Source organism: Sporichthyaceae bacterium, from assembly GCA_036269075.1.
Classification (GTDB): domain Bacteria; phylum Actinomycetota; class Actinomycetes; order Sporichthyales; family Sporichthyaceae; genus DASQPJ01.
On sequence record DATASX010000084.1, the window covers coordinates 61,142 to 82,099 of the forward strand.

At 71.9% G+C, this 20,958-nt stretch carries 16 protein-coding genes; 7 read left to right on the top strand and 9 right to left on the bottom strand.

Features of this window, described 5'->3' with window-relative positions:
- Positions 1-31 precede the first annotated feature (31 nt).
- From VHU88_15125 to VHU88_15135, 3 genes are read right to left on the bottom strand one after another with little or no spacing between them, the layout of a single operon-like run.
- Positions 32-859 (bottom strand): sulfurtransferase, encoded by an 828-nt coding sequence (locus VHU88_15125; protein HEX3613017.1) that lies wholly within the window; start codon positions 857-859, stop codon positions 32-34.
- A gap of 23 nt (positions 860-882) precedes the next feature.
- A complete protein-coding gene (locus tag VHU88_15130; GenBank protein HEX3613018.1) occupies positions 883-2,016 on the bottom strand; it encodes an alkaline phosphatase family protein in 1,134 nt (377 codons plus the stop codon).
- Positions 2,016-2,591 carry a DUF5998 family protein gene (locus VHU88_15135; protein HEX3613019.1) on the bottom strand — a complete coding sequence of 192 codons (576 nt, stop codon included), beginning with the start codon at positions 2,589-2,591 and terminating at the stop codon, positions 2,016-2,018. Before VHU88_15135 ends, VHU88_15130 begins: the two co-directional genes overlap by 1 nt.
- A 147-nt stretch (positions 2,592-2,738) precedes the next feature.
- On the opposite strand from VHU88_15135, the gene VHU88_15140 reads away from it, so the two are divergent.
- The gene (locus VHU88_15140; GenBank protein HEX3613020.1) at positions 2,739-3,647 is read left to right on the top strand and encodes a pseudouridine-5'-phosphate glycosidase; all 909 of its coding nucleotides are present in this window, start codon (positions 2,739-2,741) and stop codon (positions 3,645-3,647) included.
- Between the two features lie 139 nt (positions 3,648-3,786).
- Positions 3,787-6,216: a DNA topoisomerase IV subunit A gene (locus VHU88_15145; protein HEX3613021.1), complete on the top strand. Its 2,430-nt coding sequence runs from the start codon at positions 3,787-3,789 to the stop codon at positions 6,214-6,216.
- An 86-nt stretch (positions 6,217-6,302) separates the two neighbouring features.
- On the opposite strand, the gene VHU88_15150 is transcribed toward VHU88_15145, so the two are convergent.
- A complete protein-coding gene (locus VHU88_15150) occupies positions 6,303-8,399 on the bottom strand; it encodes a DNA topoisomerase IV subunit B (GenBank protein ID HEX3613022.1) in 2,097 nt (698 codons plus the stop codon).
- Positions 8,400-8,736: 337 nt separating this feature from the next.
- Between VHU88_15150 and VHU88_15155 the strand changes: the two genes are divergently transcribed.
- Positions 8,737-8,964, top strand: a complete 228-nt coding sequence (locus VHU88_15155; GenBank protein HEX3613023.1) for a hypothetical protein — start codon at positions 8,737-8,739, stop codon at positions 8,962-8,964.
- Positions 8,965-9,264: 300 nt separating this feature from the next.
- On the top strand, positions 9,265-9,420 hold the full coding sequence (locus VHU88_15160) for a hypothetical protein (GenBank protein HEX3613024.1): 156 nt from the start codon (positions 9,265-9,267) through the stop codon (positions 9,418-9,420).
- 21 nt (positions 9,421-9,441) lie between these two features.
- On the opposite strand, the gene VHU88_15165 is transcribed toward VHU88_15160, so the two are convergent.
- The 5 genes from VHU88_15165 to VHU88_15185 all read right to left on the bottom strand — a co-directional run bounded on the left by VHU88_15165 (position 9,442) and on the right by VHU88_15185 (position 15,099).
- Positions 9,442-10,854, bottom strand: coding sequence for an RNA polymerase sigma factor (locus tag VHU88_15165; GenBank protein ID HEX3613025.1), 1,413 nt, complete (start codon positions 10,852-10,854; stop codon positions 9,442-9,444).
- A gap of 118 nt (positions 10,855-10,972) precedes the next feature.
- The gene (locus VHU88_15170; protein HEX3613026.1) at positions 10,973-12,613 is read right to left on the bottom strand and encodes a SpoIIE family protein phosphatase; all 1,641 of its coding nucleotides are present in this window, start codon (positions 12,611-12,613) and stop codon (positions 10,973-10,975) included.
- Positions 12,606-13,187 (bottom strand): HhH-GPD-type base excision DNA repair protein, encoded by a 582-nt coding sequence (locus VHU88_15175; protein ID HEX3613027.1) that lies wholly within the window; start codon positions 13,185-13,187, stop codon positions 12,606-12,608. The genes VHU88_15170 and VHU88_15175 overlap by 8 nt, the downstream gene beginning before the upstream one ends.
- Positions 13,188-13,238: 51 nt before the next feature.
- A complete protein-coding gene (locus tag VHU88_15180) occupies positions 13,239-14,051 on the bottom strand; it encodes a hypothetical protein (protein ID HEX3613028.1) in 813 nt (270 codons plus the stop codon).
- A gap of 43 nt (positions 14,052-14,094) precedes the next feature.
- Entirely contained in the window at positions 14,095-15,099 is a 1,005-nt protein-coding gene (locus tag VHU88_15185) for an ATP-binding cassette domain-containing protein (protein ID HEX3613029.1), read from the bottom strand.
- A 105-nt stretch (positions 15,100-15,204) separates the two neighbouring features.
- On the opposite strand from VHU88_15185, the gene VHU88_15190 reads away from it, so the two are divergent.
- Genes VHU88_15190 through VHU88_15200 form a run of 3 tightly spaced genes read left to right on the top strand, consistent with a single transcriptional unit; the run spans position 15,205 to position 20,948 of the window.
- On the top strand, positions 15,205-18,924 hold the full coding sequence (locus tag VHU88_15190; GenBank protein HEX3613030.1) for a hydantoinase B/oxoprolinase family protein: 3,720 nt from the start codon (positions 15,205-15,207) through the stop codon (positions 18,922-18,924).
- Positions 18,917-20,218 (top strand): DNA polymerase IV, encoded by a 1,302-nt coding sequence (locus VHU88_15195; protein ID HEX3613031.1) that lies wholly within the window; start codon positions 18,917-18,919, stop codon positions 20,216-20,218. Before VHU88_15190 ends, VHU88_15195 begins: the two co-directional genes overlap by 8 nt.
- A gap of 40 nt (positions 20,219-20,258) precedes the next feature.
- Positions 20,259-20,948: a response regulator transcription factor gene (locus VHU88_15200; protein ID HEX3613032.1), complete on the top strand. Its 690-nt coding sequence runs from the start codon at positions 20,259-20,261 to the stop codon at positions 20,946-20,948.
- Positions 20,949-20,958: the final 10 nt, after the last annotated feature.

A 20,958-nucleotide genomic window follows, 5' to 3' on the forward strand; every position in this document is an offset into this window, starting at 1 on the left:
AGATGAGATTGGGGCCGGCCGGTCGGGGCGCTCAGTCGGTCGAGGCGGGGCGCTCCTGGGCAGACCATTCGCTCCAGGAGCCGACGTAGAGTGCCGGGGTCGGCAGGCCGGCGGTGTCCATCGCCAGGATCGTGTGACAGGCCGTCACACCCGAGCCGCAGTAGACGCCGACCGGCTTGCGCCTCACCCCTAGACCTCGGAAACGCTGCGTCAGTTCCTTTGCAGGCAGCCAGTTCCCGGCGGCGTCGACGTTCTCCACGGTCGGCGCGCTCACCGCGCCGGCGATGTGTCCACGCACCAGGTCGGCCGGATCCTCGCCGCGATAGCGCGCGGCGGACCGGGCATCGAGCAGCAGACCTTTCTTCGCCAGCGTCGCAGCGCCGTCGGCGTCCAGCACCGGCAGCGCCCCGGCCGCCGCCAGGAAGTTGCCCGGCTCCACCGGGTCCGGCTCACCCTTGGCCACCGGGAACTTCGCCGCCCGCCACCCGGCGAAGCCGCCGTCGAGCACGCGGACGTCCCGGTGCCCGAAGTAGCGCAGACACCACCAGGCGCGTCCGGCAGCCAGCCCCGAGTCCAAGTCGTGCACGACCACCGGACGGGACTTGCGCACCCCGTGGGCGCGCATCGCCGCGGTGAACACTCGGGCGCTCGGCAACGGGTGGCCGCCGCCCCTGGCCCCGCCCGCCGGGGCCGACAGTTCGGTGTCCAGGTCCACGAACCGGGCGCCGGGGATGTGACCGCTGCGGTACCCGGCGCGGTCGGGCGGCCCGGGGATCGGCCAGCGGACGTCGAGCACCACGGGTGGCCGCGGCCCGGCCAACGCTTCGGCCAACTCGCCCGGGGTGATCAACGACGACATGGCGGCTCCTGACTGTTCGGACCTCAGCCGAGGGCGCACAACAACGGCACGTACTGCTCGACCGCGGTCAGGCCGCCGTGCATGCCGATCAGCTTGGCCATGATCGGTTCGGCGGTGTTGGCCATCACCGCGCCGGCGCCCAGCGGAACGGCCAGGACGTCGCCGATCACCGCCTCGCGACCGGCGTCCAGCACGCCGAACCAGCCTGCCGCGACCGCCTCATCGCGTGCGCACACCAACCAGTCCGGGCCGAGCGCCTCCCGCCAGGTGGCCAGCACGTCCGCCGCCGCACCCGGCACGGTGTGCACGTACCGGGCCCGCGGTTCGCCGGCCAGCAACTCGACCCCGGCGAGCAGTTCCGGCCGCTGATCGACGTCGACCTGCTCGTCCTTGGGTACGTCGAGCATCCCGTGGTCGGCGGTGACCAGCAGCGCATCGCCAGGCCGCAGCCCGCTGACGATCTGCTCGACGATCCGGTCGACGTGCTCCAACTGGAAGCCCCAGGCAGCCGACTCGCAGCCCTCCCGGTGGCCCGTGGCGTCGAGGTCGCCGTGGTAGGCGTAGACCAGCGCAGGCTCCCCCGGCGCGCCGGACCCCAGCGCCCGCAGGGTCCCGGCCGCCAGCTCCCCCGGCGACTCCGCGCCCCACGACACCGCCCCGCGGAACGCCGCCGTGTTCAAGCCACTGCCCCGAAACCGCCGCGGGCCCACCGACTTGACCATGACGCCGGCCGCGGTGGCCCGCTCGAACGCGGTGGCATGCGGCTGCCAGGCGATCGGGTCGACAACGGCTGCGTCCCAATGCAGGGCCGACAGCAGTTCGCCGTCTGGGCGGCGCATGGTCAGTCCGAGAACCCCGTGCGCACCGGGCGGCAGCCCGGTTCCCAGGGAGGTCAGCGAGGTGGCGGTGGTCGTCGGGAACCCGGCGGCCAACCGACCGCCCTTCACGTCCGCGGCCAACGAGGTCAGGCAGGGCGCCCGGTCGGCGTGGGTCGCCAGCAGGTCCGCGCCCAGACCATCGACCAGCAGCACCGCAATGCGACGCGGCAGGTGCAGCCCGAGCACGTCCTTCTCACCGGGCACACCGAGGTTCGCGAGCACGGCGGGCATCAGGTCGGCCAGAGTCCGGCGCCCGTAGGGCGGCGCGACGATCGTCATCAGCCGGAGCCGATGGCTGCTGACAGGAACCCGGCGAAGGCCAGCAGTTCGGCGACCGCGGCCCGCCCGTCGCCGGCTTCGGAGACCCGCAGCGAGAGGTCGTCGGCGGTGGCAGTACCGGTGTAGCCGTGGTCGAGTTCGCAATTGGCGTCGCCGCACGCGGCCGGTTCGAGGTCGAGTCGACTGACCGCGCCCCAGCCCACCGTGAGCACGACCGCGCTGGGCAGTGCACCGACCACGTGCGCGGCCGGGTCGGCGACCGTGCGGCTGACCACCACGGTGCCGACCTTCCGCAGCGCAACGCACTCGGTGGAGGTGGTGGCGTAGGCGGTCGGGTTGTCGTCGTCGGCGCCGTGCTCGTCGGTGTGCCCGACGATCAGCCGGGTCGGGGTGAGCGCCAGCACGGTCACATGGCGGCGGACCTCCTCGGAGTCCAGCGTGGTCTCCTGGTTGACCAGGTAGGCCAGCAGCGCCTCCTTCCCGACGGCGGCGTCGATGCCCTCGCCGACCAGTTCGGGGTAGTAGCCGCTGCGCTGGATCGCCCGCCACATTTCGCGCGCGACGCTGGTGTCCACCAAGGCATGCTCTCCGTTCCGGACCGCAGAGCAGGACCCGCCGTTAGCGGCGGGTTCCGGCCCTGACCCCGGAATCCTTCCACCGACGGGCGGCCCGCCGCGCACGGCCGCTCCCGCTGTGGACAAGAACGCCGTTACGGTGCCGCCGTGGAGCACACGACGATCGCCCCGGAGGTCGCCGCCGCGCTGGCTGCCGGCGGGCCGGTGGTGGCCCTGGAGAGCACGATCATCACGCACGGCCTACCGCGGCCGGACAACCTCGCGCTGGCCCGCGACCTGGAGGCGGCGGTCCGCGCCGCGGGCGCCCTCCCGGCCACGATCGCGGTGCTGGACGGGCAGGTCCGGATCGGGTTGGGCGCCGCCGACCTGCCGCGATTGGCCCGCGCGGACGTCGCCAAGCTCTCGGTCCGCGACCTGGCTCCGGCGGTCGCGTCGGGTCGCAGCGGCGGCACCACGGTCGCGGCCACCGCGCACCTGGCTCACCGCGCCGGGATCCGGGTCTTCGCCACCGGCGGGCTCGGCGGGGTCCATGGGGCGGGACTCGACGGCTCGCAATGGGACGTCTCGGCCGATCTGGAGGCCCTGGCGCGCGCGCCGATCGCCGTGGTCTGCGCCGGGATGAAGTCGATCCTGGACATCCCCGCGACGCTGGAACGCCTGGAGACCCTCGGGGTGGCCGTGGTCGGCTACGGAACCGACGAGGTGCCCGGCTTCTACCTGCGCACCACCGGTCTCCCCTGTCCCTGGCGAGTCGACTCCCCGGACGAGGCGGCCGCAATCCTGGAGGCGAACGCCGCGCTCGGTGTTTCCTCCGCGGTGCTCTTCCTCAACCCGGTCCCGCGCGCGGACGCACTGGACCCGGCGGCCCACGAAGCCGCCCTGGCCGGTGCCCTTGCCGCAGCCGCCGGTGCCGGCGTGATCGGCGCAGAACTGACCCCGTTCCTGCTCGCGCACCTGCAGCAGGCCACCGGCGGTGCCGCACTCGGGGCGAACATCGCACTGGCGCGCTCCAACGTCGAGGTTGCCGCGCGGATCGCGGTGGCCCTGACCGCCTGACGCCGCCCCAACCACCCGACTTCTGCTGCCTGTCCCACCCTTCGCAGCACCTCCATAGGTGGGACACCCAGCAGAAGTCGCGAAATTTTGGGGCGTGGCCCTTCGACGCTCAGCACGAGCAGCGCCTGAGAATGAGCGCATGGCTGCCACCCCGCCCCCAACGCATCCCGACGAGCGGATCATCATCACCGACGTCGCCGAGGAGATGCGCGGCTCCTTCCTGGAGTACGCGTACTCGGTGATCTGGTCGCGGGCCCTGCCCGACGCCCGGGACGGCCTCAAACCGGTACACCGCCGGATCCTCTACCAGATGGCCGAGATGGGTCTTCGGCCCGACACGTCCACCGTGAAGTCGGCCCGCGTGGTCGGCGAGGTCATGGGCCGACTGCACCCGCACGGCGACGGCGCCATCTACGACGCGCTGGTCCGCATGGTGCAACCGTTCTCGATGCGCCTGCCGACCGTCCACGGCCAGGGCAACTTCGGCACGCTCGACGACGGCCCGGCCGCCATGCGCTACACCGAGTGCCGCCTGGCCGAACCGGCGATGGACCTGGTGCGCTCGATCCACGAGGACACCGTCGACTTCGCGCCGAACTACGACGGGCGCGAGCGGGAGCCCACGGTGCTCCCGGCGGCGTTCCCCAACCTGCTGGTCAACGGCGCCGCCGGCATCGCGGTCGGCATGGCCACCAACATGGCGCCCCACAACCTCGGCGAGGTCATCGCCGCCGCCCGACACCTGATCGCGCACCCGAACGCCGACCTCGACGCGTTGATGCGTTTCGTGCCTGGCCCGGACCTGCCGACCGGCGGCAAGATCGTCGGGCTGGACGGCGTCCGCGAGGCCTACGAGACCGGCCGCGGCTCGTTCCGCATCCGCGCCACCGCGCACATCAGCAACGTGACGGCCCGTCAGAAAGCAGTGGTCGTCACCGAACTGCCCTACGGCGTCGGCACCGAGAAAGTCATCTCGCGGATCAAGGACCTCGTCACGGCGCGCAAACTGGCCGGGATCGCGGCGGTCGACGACCTGACCGATTCCACCCAGGGCCTGCGCCTGGAGATCAAGATCAAGGGCGGGTTCAACCCGGAGGCGGTGCTGGCGGAGCTCTACCGGCTGACCCCGCTGGAGGACAGCTTCGCGATCAACGCGGTCGCGCTGGTCGACGGCCAACCGTTGACCCTGGGCCTGAAGGAACTGCTCCAGGTCTACCTGGAGCACCGTTTCGAGGTCGTGCGGCGGCGCTCGGAGTTCCGTCGGCAGAAGGCCACCGACCGACTACACCTGGTCGACGGTCTGCTGATCGCGCTGCTGAACATCGATGAGGTCATCGCGGTCATCCGGACCTCCGACGACACCGCCGCGGCCCGCGAACGCCTCATGCAGGTGTTCGATCTGACGCAGATTCAGGCCGACTACATCCTGGACACCCCGCTGCGTCGGCTCACCCGCTACGACAACCTCGCGCTCGAGCGCGAGCAGTCCGAACTGCGCGCCTCCATCGAGGAACTGACGGCGCTGCTCGAGTCCGACGCCCTGCTGCGCAAGACCGTCTCGACCGAGCTGAAGGAACTCTCGGACAAGCACGCCGACCCGCGCCGCACGGTGCTGCTGGAGTCCGACGGCGTCGCGGCCGGTCCGGTGCCGCTCGAGGTCACCGACGACCCGTGCTGGGTCCTGCTGTCCTCGGCCGGGCTGCTGGCCCGCACCGCCAACGCCGAAGCGCCGACGACCGAGGGCAAGCGGGCCAAGCACGACGTGGTCGTCTCGGCGGTCACCGCGACCGCGCGCGGCCACATCGGCGTGGTCACCAGCAGCGGTCGGATGATCCGGCTGCCGGTCGTCGACCTGCCCGCACTGCCGCCCACCGCCGCGCCACCGGCGCTGTCCGGCGGCGGCCCGGTAACCGAGTTCTGTCGGCTGGAGAAGGGCGAACGGGTCGTCGCGTTGGCCTCACTGGACCCGGACGGGCCGACGATGGCGCTGGGCACGGCGACCGGGGTGGTCAAACGACTGAAGTACGACGTGCCCGCCAACAAGGACGACTGGGAGGTAATCGCGCTCAAGCCGGGCGACACGGTAGTGGGTGCCGCGTCGGTGTCCAGTGACACCGCCGAGCTGGTCTTCCTCACCGACGATGCCCACTTGCTGCGCTTCCCGGCCGGTGCGGTCACCGCGCAGGGCCGGACGTCATCCGGCATGGCCGGGATCCGGGTCACCGACGGCGCCAAGGTCTCCTGGTTCGGCGTGGTCGACCCGATCCGACCCGCGGTGGTGGTCACCGTTTCCGGCAGCTCGGGGGCGCTCGACGTGGGCGGCGGGTCGATCAAGGTCGCCCCGTTCGAGGAGTACCCGGGCAAGGGCCGCGGCACCGGCGGCGTGCGCTGCCACCGGTTCCTCAGGGGCGAGGACGTCCTCACGTTCGGCTGGGCCGGCGCCACCCCGGCGCGGGCCGCCGATCCCAAGGGCGCCCCGGTCGACCTGCCCGAGGCGGACGGCCGTCGCGACGGCTCCGGCGTCCGATTCGAGAAGGTGCTCGGCGCCGTGGCCGGCCCCACGACCTGACGACTTCTGCTGCCTGTCGCACCTATCCGCCCCGAGTGATAGGTGGGACAGGCAGCAGAAGTGCAGGCTTGGGGCTCGGCTCGGGCTCAGGCGTCGATGCGCGAGCGGTCGAGCAGGTTCGCCGAGGACACGATGAACTCCTTGCGCGGCGCCACGTCCGAGCCCATGAGCAGGTCGAAGACCTTCTCGGCCTCGTCCAGTTCGCCGGCGGTGATGCGGCGCAGCGTCCGGCTGGCCGGGTCCATCGTGGTCGACTTCAACTGGCCGTGGTCCATCTCCCCGAGACCCTTGTAGCGCTGCGGTTCCTTGAACGACCGGTTCTTCTTGGTCAGGTCCGCCAGCGTCGTGCGCAGTTCGGCGTCGGTGTAGGTGTAGATGACCTCGTTCGCCTTCTTGCCCGGGTTGACGACCTCGATGCGGTGCAGCGGCGGCATCGCCGCGTAGACCCGTCCGGCGTCGACCAGCGGCCGCATGTAGCGGTGGATCAGCGTGAGCAGCAGCGTGCGGATGTGGGCGCCGTCGACGTCGGCGTCGGTCATCAGGATGACCTTGCCGTAGCGGGCCGCGTCGATGTCGAACGTTCGCCCGGAGCCGGCCCCGACGACCTGGATGATCGAGGCGCACTCGGCGTTCTTCAGCACGTCGCCGACGCCGGCCTTCTGGACGTTGAGGATCTTGCCGCGGATCGGCAACAGCGCCTGGAACTCGGAGTTGCGGGCCATCTTGGCGGTGCCCAGCGCCGAGTCACCCTCGACGATGAACAGCTCGCTGCGGTCCACGTCCTCGCTGCGGCAGTCGGCCAGCTTCGCCGGCAGCGACGAGGTCTCCAGTGCGTTCTTGCGACGCTGGTGCTCCTTGTGCTGGCGGGCGGTGACCCGGACCCGGGCCGCGGCGACGACCTTGTCCAGCACCGAACGCGCCGCCGTCTTGTCCGCGCGACGGGTGGCGGTGAGGAAGTTGCGTAGCTCCCGCTCGACCACGCGGGCCACGATGCGGCTGGCCGCGGAAGTGCCCAGCACCTCCTTGGTCTGACCCTCGAACTGTGGTTCGGCCAGTCGCACCGTGACCACTGCGGTCAGGCCTTCGAGCACATCCTCCTTGGCCAGCGCGTCCTCGTTGACCTTGAGCAACTTCTGCCCCCGGGCGACCTCGTTGAACGTCTTCGCCAGCGCGCGCTCGAACCCGGCGACGTGGGTGCCGCCCTTGGGCGTGGCGATGATGTTCACGAACGAGCGGACCGTCGTGTCGTAACCCGCTCCCCACCGCAGGGCGATGTCGACCTCGAGTTCGCGCTCGACCTCGGAGACGGTCATGTGACCGGCTTCGTCGAGCACCGGCACAGTCTCGGTGAACGTCTCCGAACCGGTGATCCGCAGGGTGTCCATGATCGCGGTGTCCGGCGCGAGGAACTCGCAGAACTCGGTGGACCCACCGGCGAAGCAGTAGGACTCCTCGGTGACCTCCTTCGGCGACCGCGCGTCGGTGACCCGGATCTTCAGACCCGGGACCAGGAACGCCGTCTGCCGACTGCGGGTGTGCAGGTCCTCGACCGAGAACGCGGCCTCGGGCAGGAAGATCTGCCGGTCCGGCCAGAACCGGACCCGGGTGCCGGTCACCCGCTTGGCTACCCGACGGACCTGGGTCAACCCGGAGGACGCGGTGAACTTCGCCTTCGGCCCGTCGCCGGCGAAGGCACCGGCGGTGCCCTGTCGGAAGCTGATCGCCTGGGTCGCCCCGTCGCGGTCGACCTCGACGTCGAGCCGGGAGGACAACGCGTTCACCACGGACGCACCAACGCCGTGCAAGCCGCCGGTAGCGGCGTAGGAACCCCCACCGAACTTCCCGCCGGCGTGCAATTTGGTCATCACGACCTCGACGCCGGACAGGCCGGTCCGGGGCTCGGTGTCCACGGGGATGCCACGGCCGTCGTCGCGCACCTCGGCGGAGCCGTCGGGGTGCAGGGTCACCTCGATCGAGGTGCAGTGCCCGGCCAGGGCCTCGTCGACGGAGTTGTCGATGATCTCCCAGAGGCAGTGCATGAGCCCGCGGCCGTCCGTCGACCCGACGTACATCCCGGGACGTTTACGGACAGCCTCGAGGCCCTCGAGAACCATGAGATGGCGGGCGGTGTAGCCCGCCCCAGGTGCAGGCGCACCAGCGGCAGCAGCGGTACGCGCGGTCACGGTCCGAAATCTACTCGTGCCTGTGGCGGGCGCGCCGACACGCCGCGCTCGGGACGTGTCGGATCGCGCCACACCTCGTACGTTCGGAGGAGGCAGTTGCGCCGTTCGGACAAATCCCACCTTTCACCGGAACCTGCGCGGGGTAGGAGCAAGTCCAAGCGCACACACAAGGCCGGGACCGCAGGGGCCCAACTGAAGGTGAACGCCAAGGTTTGGCGTTGTGTATGGCTTGAGAACTGGTTTCGGCGCGCCGAGAAGGTAACGTCGGTGAACGGGAACGATTCACGTCCGCCGTATTGTTCTAACTCTCGTACCGCCATGACGAGATGAGGCAATCGTGACCACGGTTCTTGCAGGATCTGAAGCGCTGACGGCCGCCGACCGCTGCGACCGCTGCGGTGCGCAGGCCTACGTCCGGGTGGTCCTCACCAAGAGTGAACTGCTGTTCTGCGCCCACCACGGGCGGCAGCACGAGCTGAAGCTGCGCGAGGTCGCGCGTGAGTTCCACGACCAGACGGCTCGGCTGAGCACCACGCCGGCCGGTCCCACGGAGGACGAGAAGTAGCCCAACGGGCCCAATCGGTCTGTCGCGGCGAGCACCCATCCGGGGGTGCTCGCCGCGTCCGTTTTCCGACCGCCGAACGGGTGTGATCCCCGCCTCGCGGCTGTGGAACTTGACGATTCGTGTGAATCGATCTCGTTTGCGGGAACTCACGCAATGCGATTTTTCACAGCACATTCGGATCCGAGAAACAGCCCGGTATCAGCCGAACGCATGAGTCGGCTCGGGCCAAAGGTATGAAACCCCCAGTCAGGGCCTCCCGTCGAACCGGTGTCGGGACAACGCCGGACCGCAGGGGTGCTCGTGACGATCCGTTCCTTCGCCACCCAACTGGCCGTGCGACTGGCCATGATCGGCGCCCTGCTCAGCACCGCCGGCGTCATCAGCTACTCGGCCACCCACTGGAACCCGCCGACCAGCGGCGCGGAGAGCTCGAACTCGGCCCCGGCCGGCCACTGAGCCTGCCCACCGGGTGCGGCCTCAGTTCAGGTAGTCACGCAGGACCTGGGAGCGCGACGGGTGGCGCAGCTTCGACATGGTCTTGGACTCGATCTGCCGGATCCGCTCGCGGGTCACCCCGTAGACCTTGCCGATCTCGTCCAACGTCTTCGGCTGGCCGTCGGTCAGGCCGAAGCGCATCGAGACCACCCCGGCCTCGCGCTCGGACAGCGTGTCCAGCACCGAGTGCAGCTGCTCCTGGAGCAACGTGAACGACACCGCGTCGGCCGGGACGATCGCCTCGGAGTCCTCGATCAGGTCGCCGAACTCCGAGTCGCCGTCCTCGCCCAGCGGGGTGTGCAGCGAGATCGGCTCACGGCCGTACTTCTGGACCTCGATGACCTTCTCCGGGGTCATGTCGAGTTCCTTGGCCAGCTCCTCCGGGGTGGGTTCCCGGCCGAGGTCCTGCAGCATCTGCCGCTGGACGCGGGCCAGCTTGTTGATGACCTCGACCATGTGCACCGGGATACGGATGGTGCGGGCCTGGTCGGCCATGGCGCGGGTGATCGCCTGCCGGATCCACCAGGTCGCGTAGGTCGAGAACTTGTAGCCCTTGGTGTAGTCGAACTTCTCGACCGCACGGATCAGCCCGAGGTTGCCCTCCTGGATCAGGTCCAGGAACAGCATGCCGCGGCCGGTGTAGCGCTTGGCCAGCGACACGACCAGTCGCAGGTTCGCCTCGAGCAGGTGGTTCTTCGCCCGACGGCCGTCCTCGGCGATGATCTGCAGCTCGCGCAGCAGCTTCGGCGACAGCTTCTCGTCGGAGTTCAGCTTCTCCTCGCCGAACAGGCCGGCCTCGATGCGCTTGGCGAGCTCGACCTCCTGCTCGGCGTTGAGCAGCGGGACCTTGCCGATCTGCTTCAGGTAGTCCTTGACCGGGTCGGCGGTCGCGCCCGCCTGCACGACCTGCGCGGCCGGCTCGTCGTCGTCATCGTCGGAGAGGACGAACTCCTCGGCCTCCAGTTCCTCACCGGCCGGACCCGAGGGCTCCTCGGCGGCGGGCTCCGCCTCCTCGACGACCAGTGCAGTCCCCGCGACGACCTCTTCGACCAGGCCCTCGAGTTCGGCCTCCTCGACGACCTCGTCGTCCGGGCCGTCCTCGTCGCCGGGCTTGGCGGCGACGGCCTTAGGCGCCTTGGCCTCCTCGGCGATCGCGCCCTTGACCGCCGTCTTGCGGGCCGGCTTCGGGGCCCCGTCGGCCTCCGGCGCCTTGGCGGCCGTCTTGCGCGCCGGCCTGGCGGCGGGCTCCGCAGCCGCGGCGGCTCGGGACCGGGCGGGCTTGGCCTCCACGGTCTCGGTCGCGGCGACGCGCGGGGAGGCCGCACGAGCTGCGCTGGTCCGACCAGACGGCCGGGGACCGTCGGGCTCGGGGTGAGGGGACGTCGTAACCGACACGAACTGCCTCTCGGCGTAGTTGAGGGGGAGGTACGGCGTCCGACCGCAAGAACGGAAACGGGCACCTGAGCGACCATTTTGACACGGCCGCGCCAAAGGTGTCGGGCCGCCACTCGGCTTAGGGCGCGCCGGGCTGCAGCCGGGCTACCAGAAGCGTCACGTCGTCGTCTCGCGGACGGCCCGCGAGCAGCGCCGCCTGGACCCGGTCGCACACCTCCTCGGCCGACCGGCCCTGCGCCTCGCGCAGCGCTTCAGCGACGGCCGCGAGCCCGACGTCCAGGGCTCGGTCGCGGCTCTCGACCAGGCCATCGGTGAACGCGACCAGCACGTCCCCCGGCGACAACCGCAGCCATGGGCCGGGCACCCGGGGCTCGGCCCAGCCCAACGGGGTCCCGGGCGGGTCGGCCACGACCATCTCCACCGATCCGTCGACCCGGGAGACGAACAGCGGCAGGTGGCCGGCGTTGCCGGTGGCCATCGTGCCCTCGGCCGCGTCGATCACCCCGTACACGCAGGTGGTGAGCATCTCCGGCTCCTCCGCGGCCTGGAACAACCGGTCCAGGCCGGTGAAGACCGCCACCGGGTCGGGGTCGCCGAGCGCGAACGCCCGCAGGGCGCCCCGGGCCCGGCCCATGCACGAGGCAGCCTCCAGGCCGTTGCCCATCACGTCGCCGACCACCAGGGCGAACCGACCGTCCGGCAGCGCGAACACGTCGTACCAGTCGCCGCCGACCGCGGACTCCGCACGGCCCGGCAGGTAACGGCAGGCCACCTCGAGTCCGGGCGTCGGCGGGACCTCGGTCGGCAGCAGACTGCGCTGCAGCAGCACCACGGCGTCGCGTTCCCGCTCGTACAGCTGGGCCCGCTCCACGGCCATCGCGCACTGCCCGGCCAACGCCTCCAGGAACAACCGCTCCCCGGCGGCCAGCACCCGTTCGGTCCGGAATGCCAGCCGCAGCACCCCGAAGGGCGCGCCGGTGGTCCGCAGCGGAACCAGCGCCCAGGAGCGTTCGTCGATCTCGGCGAGCAGCTGCCGAGTCGCCGCGCTGGTCACCAGTTCCAGGTACCGCGTGCCGTCCTCGACGTAGATCGGCTTGCCGTCGCGCAGCGCGAGCGCCACCAGCGTCTGCTCCGAGGGCGCCACCTCGATCCACGGGTCGGGCCGATTGGCGCCGAGCGGGACCGGCAGCCGGATGCGACCGTTGTTGACCACGCCGATCCCGGTGTAGTCGGCGCCGAGCGCGTCCCGCCCGATCTCGGTCATGGTGGCCAGCACCTGCTCGACGCGCAGCGCGGGCGCCAGCCGAGTCGTCGACTCCAGCAGCCGCTGGGCGCGATCGCCGCTGGCCCGCAGGGCGCGGTTGGAGCGCAGCAGGTCGGTGGTCTCGCTCAGCATCGCGGCCACGCCGATCAGCCGGCCGTCCGGATCGTGGACGGGGTACCAGGACGCCGCGAACGACCGGCCGGCCGCGCCGGGGGCGGGCACCGGCTCGCCGATGCGCTGCGGGCGCCCGGATGCCAGGACGTCGGCGGCCGCGGCCTCGATGTGTGCCGCGAGGTCGGCGGGCAGGATCTCGGTCGGGCGGTGGCCGAGGTGCCGCTCGACCGACACGGCGTGCAGGGCCGCCTGGGCGTCGTTGACGATCAGGTACCGCAGCTCGGTGTCCAGGACCGCGAACGGCACCGGGGCGTGCCGCAGCATCGCCCCGGCCAGTTCCAGATCCGCGGTCCGCGCAGCGGCCCCGCCCGCGTCAGCCACCGGCTGCCTCCGTGGCGGCCTTGGCGGCTGCCTTCTTCTGCTTCTTGAACTCCCGGACCTTCGCCAGCGCGTCCGGGCCGGTGACGTCGGCGACCGAGCGGTAGCCCTTCAACGCATAGTCGCCGGCCGCCGCCTTCCAGCCGGTCGGCTGCACGCCCAACTGCTTCCCGAGCAGTGCGAGGAGGATCCGCGCGGTCTGGTCGCCGAAGCCGGGGAGTTCCTTGAGCCGCTTGTACAGGTCGGCGCCGGTCTTGGCCTCGCTCCAGAGCCGGGTCACGTCCCCGTCGTACTTGGCCTCCACCAGCACGGCCAGTTCCTGCACCCGTGCGGCTTTGGCCGCCGGGTAGCGGTGGATCGCGGGCGGGGTTCGACAGAGCTCGGTGAACTTGTCCGGGTCGGCGGCGGCGATCACCGCCGGGTCCAGCGACCCGAACCGGGAGAGGATCTTCCAGCCGCCCCGGAAGGCATGTTCGATCGGGTACTGCTGATCCAGTTGCATACCGATCACGACCGCGAGCGGGTACTCGTCCAGGACAGCGTCGGCCGCCGGGTCGTTGGTGATCTGGAAACCCATGAACGGATCCTGCCACGGCGCGCCGGATCGGCGGGCCGTCCTGGCGCGACCTCAGACGTCGCGGTTGAGCAGGAACGCGCCACCGGCGGCGGTCGCGGCCGCGACCAGCAGCAGGAAGATCACGCCGCCCAGCGATGCGGGCGCGGACCACAGGGTCGAACCGCCGCCCCGCTGCGAGACCAGGTCGACGAGTTTGCCCGCGGACCGGAACGGCAGGTAGTCCAGAGCGGTTCGGGACATCGTGCTGTTGTCGTGGAGCAGCATCCGGTTCACGGCCGGCTCGACCACCAGCGGCAGCGCCAGCAGGATCGCACCGGCGACGAACGTCCGCCGGACGACCCCGACCAAGCCGAGACCGAACAACGCGGTCAGCATCGCCAGCACGACCTCACCGGCCAACGCGGCCGCGACGTGTCCGTGCCCGAGCACCCCGAACCCCCACGCGCTGCCCAGCCGCTGCCAGGCGACCGCGTAGGACACGACAAGCGCGGCACTCGTGGCCACCGCGGCCCAGACGGCCGTCACCAGCAGTCGGGCGCACAGCAGCACACCGCGACGCGGCACCGCCAGCAGCGTGGCGGCGCTCATCCCCCGGTGCTGGTCCTGGCCGCCGATCACGACGCCGAGCAGGCCGGCAAGCAGCGTGACCCCGCAGATCGAGGCGACCAGCGAACCGCCGGTGAGCAGCCGCAGCACGTCGGCCGGCAGGGCCGTCGTGCGCGACCCGTTCAGGAATTCCTGCGCGATCGACATCGTGGCCAAGCCGTTGAGGGCGCACATGCCCAGGGCCAGGCCCCACGTCGAGCGCACCGACCGCGTCCGCACGAACTCGTACCGGACCGCGGCGATCAGCGTCGTTCTCATCGGTTCTCCCCCTGGTCGCGCCGGCTGGTCTGCGGAACTGCGCTCACGGCTCGTTCCGGCCGAACAGGTCCGAGACCGAGATGTTCTGGGTGTCGTCGCCGGACCAGCCGAACTCGGACGGCTCGAGGCGCGACGGGCTCTGCGCCGGGATGAACGAGTCGCCCCAGCGCGGGGTGCTCGGCTCGTCGAACGGCGCGTCCAGGGTGGCCACCCCGGAGCTGAGTTGGTGGATCACGATTCCGTTGCGGAAGGCCAGGTCGCCGACTGTGGCCAGGTCCAGGCCGGACACCGCGAGCTGATGGTCCTCGGCGCGGCGCACCCGGGCGCCCGTGGCCGAGAGCAGCCGACCCAGGCGCTCCAGGTGCGGGGTACGCACCAGCACCAGTTCCCCGACCCCGTGCCGGCCGACGAACACCGCCGTCGGCTCGTCGGCGATCAGGCGGCCCTTCTCGATCACCACGAGGTGGTCGGCGGTCTGGGCCAACGCGCTGACGTCGTTGCCGGAGATGAACACGATCCGGCCCTCGGCGGCGAAGGCGCGCAGGAACCCGCGCAGCCACTTCGCCCCGGCCGGGTCCAGGCCCTCGGTGGGCTCGTCCAGGATCAGCACCCGCGGATCGCCGAGCAGTGCGGCGCCGAGCGCCAGGCGCTGGCTCATGCCGATCGAGAAGGTCCGCAGCCGCCGGTCGGCGACGTCGGCCAGACCGACCCACTCCAGCACCTCGTCGACCCGCTCCCGGGTGATGCCCTGGGCGGTGGCGAGCATCCGCAGGTGCGAGCGCGCCCGTCGCCCGGGGTGGAAGGCCCGCGCGTCGCCGACCGCGCCGACGACGCGCATCGGCTGGTTCAGCCGACGGTAGGGAACGCCCTCGAAGCGGGTCTGGCCACCACCGTGGTCGAGGCCGAGCATGAGTCGGATGGTCGAGGACTTGCCCGCGCCGTCGGGGCCCAGGAAGCCGGTGACCAGGCCGGGACGGACGTCGAAGGAGAGGTCGTCCACCGCGACCTGGGAGCCGTATGTCTTGCGCAGGTTGCGTGCCTCGATCATGGGAGCCCTCTCGTCGGCTCGATCTGTCGGCTCCGGCTGTCCCCGTCCGGCCAACTGGGACTCAAGTTAGCTATGTGACAACTGAAACGAATGGAGGCTCGCGGGATGGTTGGGACGGAACTGGCGACCGGCGCTGGGTCGTCCGAGCGCTGGGAGTTCTGGGTCGACCGCGGCGGGACGTTCACCGACGTCGTGGGCCGCGCCCCGGACGGCCGCTGGCACACCCGCAAGCTGCTGTCGGAGAACCCCGGCCACTACCCCGACGCCACCTTGGCCGGGATCCGCGAACTGCTCGGGACGCCGGCCGACGCGGCGGTGCCCACCGACCGGGTCGCCTCGGTCCGGCTGGGCACGACCGTGGCCACCAACGCCCTGCTGGAACGCCGCGGTGCGCGCACCGCCCTGCTGATCACCGACGGGTTCACCGACCTGCCGACGATCGGCGACCAGCACCGCCCGCGGATCTTCGCCCGCACCCTCGTCCGGCCCGCGCCGCTGCAGCAGACCGTCCTGGGATACGCCGAGCGGGTCGCTCACGACGGCACCGTGCTGCGCGCCCCGGACCTCGAGCGGCTGCGGACGGACCTGGCCGCCGCCCGGGCGGCCGGCGCGCAGTCGCTGGCGGTGGTGTGCCTGCATGCCCACCTCCACCCGGAGCACGAGCACGCCGCGGCCCGGGTCGCCCGCGAGGTCGGCTTCGAGCAGGTGTCCTGCTCCGCGGTCGTCGACCCGATGCTGCGGGTGGTGCCGCGGGCTGCGACCACCGTGGTCGACGCCTACCTGTCCCCGATCACCGACGCCTACCTGGCACGACTGGCGGCCGAACTGCCCGGCGTCCGGCTGCTGGTGATGACCTCGCACGGCGGGCTGACCGAGGCCGCCCACCTGCGGGGCAAGGACGCCGTGCTGTCCGGCCCGGCGGCCGGGGTCGTCGCCGCGGCGCAACTGGCCGCCCGGGCGGGCTTCACCGAACTCGTCGGCCTGGACATGGGCGGTACCTCGACCGACGTCTCGCACTACGCCGGCAGCTTCGAACGCAACCGGGACAACGAGATCGCCGGCGTCCCGCTGCGCACCCCGATGTTGGCCATCCACACGATCGCCGCCGGCGGCGGTTCGGTGCTCGCCGTCGTCGACGACCGCTACCGGGTCGGTCCGGACTCGGCCGGTGCGCAGCCCGGCCCGACCGCCTACGGCCGCGGCGGCCCGCTCACGATCACCGACGCGAATCTCCTGCTCGGCCGGATCCACGCCGAGCACCTGCCGGCCGTGTTCGGGCCGACCGGCGACCGACCGATGGACCTGCCCGCGGTGCAGGCGGCGTTCGCCGAGTTGGCGGCCGAACTCGGCGCGGTCACCTCCGAGCAGGTCGCCGAGGGGTTCCGCCGGGTGGCCGTGACGGAGATGGCCAACGCCGTGCGGACGATCTCGGTGCGCCGCGGCCGCGACCTGTCGCGCTACGCGCTGCTCAGCTTCGGCGGCGCGGGCGGCCAGCACGCCTGCGCGATCGCCGACGAACTCGGCGTCGACACCGTGCTGGTGCCGCCGCTGGCCGGCTTGCTGTGCGCCGTCGGGATCGGGCTGGCCGAGCTGACCGCGATACGCGAGCAGGCCGTCGAGCAGCCCCTGACGCCGGACCTGGAGGACCGGCTAACCGCAGTGGCCGGCGAACTCACCGCAGCGGTTCGGGCCGAGTTGGGCGCCCAGGGCGTCGCCGCCGAGGATGTCCGGGTCAGCGTCGAGGCGCACCTACGCTACGCCGGCGCCGATGCCTCGATCCCGGTCGAGCTGTCCGGAATCGAGGCGATGACGACGGCCGCCGCAACCGCGCACCGTCGACTGTTCGGCTTCGAACCAGACCGCGGGCTGGCCGTCGAGTCGCTGCGGGTGACCGGGTCCGAGCACGGCCGCGACCGCCCGATCCCGGCGGCACCGGTGCAGCACGACGTCGCGGTCGCAGTCCCGTTCCACGACGCGGGCACCTGGCACCGGGCGGTGCTGCGGTCCCGCCACGGGATCGGTCCGGACGAGTCGGTGGCCGGACCGGCGATCCTCACCGAGGACGGGTCCACCACGGTCGTCGAGCCGGGTTGGGTGGCCCGGCCCGGCGTGGCCGGGCACCTGGTGCTGCGCCGCGGGCACCCCCGTGCGGTCCCGGCCGTCGCCGCGGACACCACGGCCGACCCGGTGCTTCTGGAGATCTTCGCCAACCTGTTCATGGCGATCGCCGAGCAGATGGGCGCGCGGCTGGCCGCCACGGCCCGGTCGGTGAACATCAAGGAGCGCCTGGACTTCTCCTGCGCGGTGTTCGACTCGGCCGGTCGGCTGATCGCGAACGCCCCGCACATGCCGGTGCACCTGGGCTCGATGGGCGCGGCGGTGGCCGCGCTGATCACCGAGTGCGGACCGGGGATGCGCCCGGGCGACGTGTACGCGCTCAACGACCCCTACCGCGGCGGCACGCACCTGCCCGACGTGACCGTGGTGACCCCGGTGTGGGCGGAGCAACTGGAGCACGCCGGTGATGCGACCCCCGACGCCCCCTTGTTCTTCCTGGCCTCGCGCGGCCACCACGCCGAGATCGGCGGCCGCTCCCCGGGTTCGATGCCGGCCGACAGCCGCACCATCGACGAGGAGGGCGTGCGGTTGACCGCGCACCTGCTGGTGCGCGACGGGACCTTTCGCACGGCGGCGACCATGGCGGTACTGACCGCGGGCCGGTACCCGTCGCGGGCCCCGGAGGTGAATCTGGCCGACCTGCGGGCCCAGGTCGCGGCCAACGCCACCGGGCTGGGTGAACTGGACCGGGCGCTGGCCACCTTCGGCACGGCGGCGGTGACCGCCTACGCCGGGCACGTGCTGGACAACGCGGAGGCGGCGGTCCGCGCCGTGATCGACAATCTGACTGACAGTCAGTTCCGTTACGAGATGGACAACGGGGCGGTGATAGCGGTGCGGGTCGCGGTGGACCGCGCCGCCCGGGCGGCCACCGTCGACTTCACCGGCAGCAGCCCGCAGTTGGCGGACAACTTCAACGCCCCGTCCTCGATCGTCACCGCGGCGGTGCTCTACGTGTTCCGCACACTCGTCGACCGCGACATCCCGTTGAACGACGGTTGCCTACGACCGCTGCGGATCGTCGTGCCGGCGGGTTCGATGCTTGCGCCCAGCCCGCCGGCCGCGGTGGTGGCCGGCAACGTGGAGACCTCGCAGGCGATCACCGGCGCGCTCTACGGCGCGTTGGGCGTCGCCGCGGAGGGCTCCGGGACGATGAACAACGTGACGTTCGGCAACGCCGAGCACCAGTACTACGAGACGGTCGGCTCCGGTTCCGGCGCCGGACCGGAGGGCCCGGGTGCACCGGTGATCCAGACCCACATGACCAACTCCCGGCTGACCGACCCGGAGGTGCTCGAGACCAGATTCCCCGTCGTGGTCGAGGAATTCTCGATCCGGGCGGGCACCGGCGGCGCCGGGGTGCACCGCGGCGGCGACGGGGCCCTGCGCCGGCTGCGGTTCACCGCCCCGGTCGACGTCAGCCTGCTGTCCGGGCACCGCCGGGTGCCGCCGTACGGGATGGCCGGCGGCGCACCGGGCGCGTTGGGCAGCAACCGGCTGGTCCGCGCCGACGGCACCGTGGTCGCGCTGCGCGGCTGCGACAGCGTGTCCGCCGATATCGGGGACGTGCTCGAGGTGGCCACCCCCGGCGGCGGTGGTTGGGGGACACCACCCCCTGCGCCCGATGTCGCTCAGGCTCGCCGCGAGCCCGATGTCCCTCGGGCTCCTCACTCGTTCCTCGCTCGCCACACTCGCTCAGATGCGTGACCAACCCACTGTCCTGCATCTGGACCTCGACGCGTTTTTCGCCGCCGTCGAGCAGCGCGACAAGCCGTCGTTGCGCGGCAAGCCGGTGATCGTCGGGGGCATCGGGCCGCGCGGTGTGGTCGCCACCGCCTCGTACGAGGCGCGCCCGTTCGGAGTCGGGTCGGCGATGTCGATGGCCCAGGCCCGCGCGCTGTGTCCGAACGCCGCCTTCCTGGCCGGCCGGTTCAGCGCCTACCGCGAGGTCAGCACGATCGTGATGGACACCCTCGGCCGGCTGAGCGAGGTCTGCGAACCGATCTCGTTGGACGAGTGCTTCGTGGACCTGGCTGCCGCCGGCGACCGGTGGGACACCGGCCGGGTCCGCGCGGTGGCCGCCGAGCTGAAGGCCGCCGTGCACGCCGGCACCGGACTGCGGGCCTCGGTCGGTGCCGGTACCTCGAAGCTGGTCGCGAAGATCGCTTCGGACCTGGACAAGCCCGACGGGCTGCGGGTCGTGCCGCCGGGTGCGGAGCTGGAACTGATCGGGCCCATGCCGGTGCGGCGGATCTGGAGCGTCGGCCCGGCCACCGAGGCCCGGCTGCGACAGATCGGCGTGCACACCGTGACCGACCTCGGCACGGTCGGCGAGGACGACCTGGTGGCGCTGCTCGGCGGCGCCCACGGCCGACTGCTGGCCCAGCTGGCGCGGGCCGAGGACACCCGGCCGGTCACCGCGCACCGGGAGGCCAAGTCGGTCAGCGTGGAGGACACCTTCGAGCGCGACCTCGTCGACCGGGCCACCTTGGCCGCCGTCGTCGACCGGATGGCCGCGGTGGTCACGGCCCGACTGCGGGAGTCCGGGCTGTCCGCGCGCACGGTCACGCTCAAGGCCCGCAAGCCCGACTTCTCCACGTTGACTCGCTCGGCCACCCTGCCGGGCCCGACCGACGACGGGCGGGCAGTCGGCGCGGCCGCACGGCGCCTGCTGGCCGCCGTCGACACCACCGACGGACTGCGGCTGCTAGGGGTCGGCGTCAGCGGCCTGACCGACTGGACCCAGGAGGACCTGTTCGACCTTGCGCCCGAGCCGGCCGCCGAGGGGTCGGCCGAGCCCGCGGAACCGCCGGCCGACGAGCGGCCGACCCGTTGGGTGCCCGGCCAGGACGTGCACCACCGGCGGCTCGGCGCGGGCTGGGTCTGGGGCTCCGGGCTGGGCCGGGTCACCGTCCGGTTCGAGACCCGCGAGTCGACCGAGCCCGGCCCGGTACGGACCTTCGCCGTCGACGACCCCGAACTGGGTGTGACCCGCGCCTGAACCCACGCGAAGCGGCGCAACCTGGGGCACACTTGGGCGCATGCGCATTCTCGTCGTCGACGACGACCGGGCGGTCCGTGAGTCGCTTCGTCGGTCGTTGACGTTCAACGGCTACGAGGTCGACCTCGCCGCCGACGGCGCCGCCGCGCTCGGGCAGATTGCGACGAACCGACCCGACGCGCTCGTGCTCGACGTGATGATGCCGCGGATGGGTGGCCTGGAGGCCTGCCGCGCGCTGCGCGCCACCGGCGACGACGTCCCGATCCTCGTGCTGACGGCCCGCGACGCCGTGGCCGACCGCGTCGCCGGACTCGACGCCGGCGCCGACGACTACCTGCCCAAGCCGTTCGCGCTCGAGGAGTTGCTGGCCCGCCTGCGCGCGCTGCTGCGCCGTTCCGGCAGCGAGTCCGACCAGGCCGACCCGGGCCACCTGGCCTTCGTCGACCTGTCGATGAACACCTCCACCCGCGAGGTGCACCGCGGCGAGCACGACCTGAAACTGACCCGCACCGAGTTCGCCCTGCTGGAGCTGTTCCTGCGCCACCCACGCCAGGTGCTCAGCCGGGAGCGCATCCTCGAGGAGGTGTGGGGGTTCGACTTCCCCACCACCGCGAACTCCCTCGAGGTCTACGTCGGGTACCTGCGTCGCAAGACCGAGGCCGAGGGCGGACCACGACTCGTGCACACCGTGCGCGGCGTCGGGTACGTGCTGCGCGAGACGCCTCCGTGATGCGCCGGGC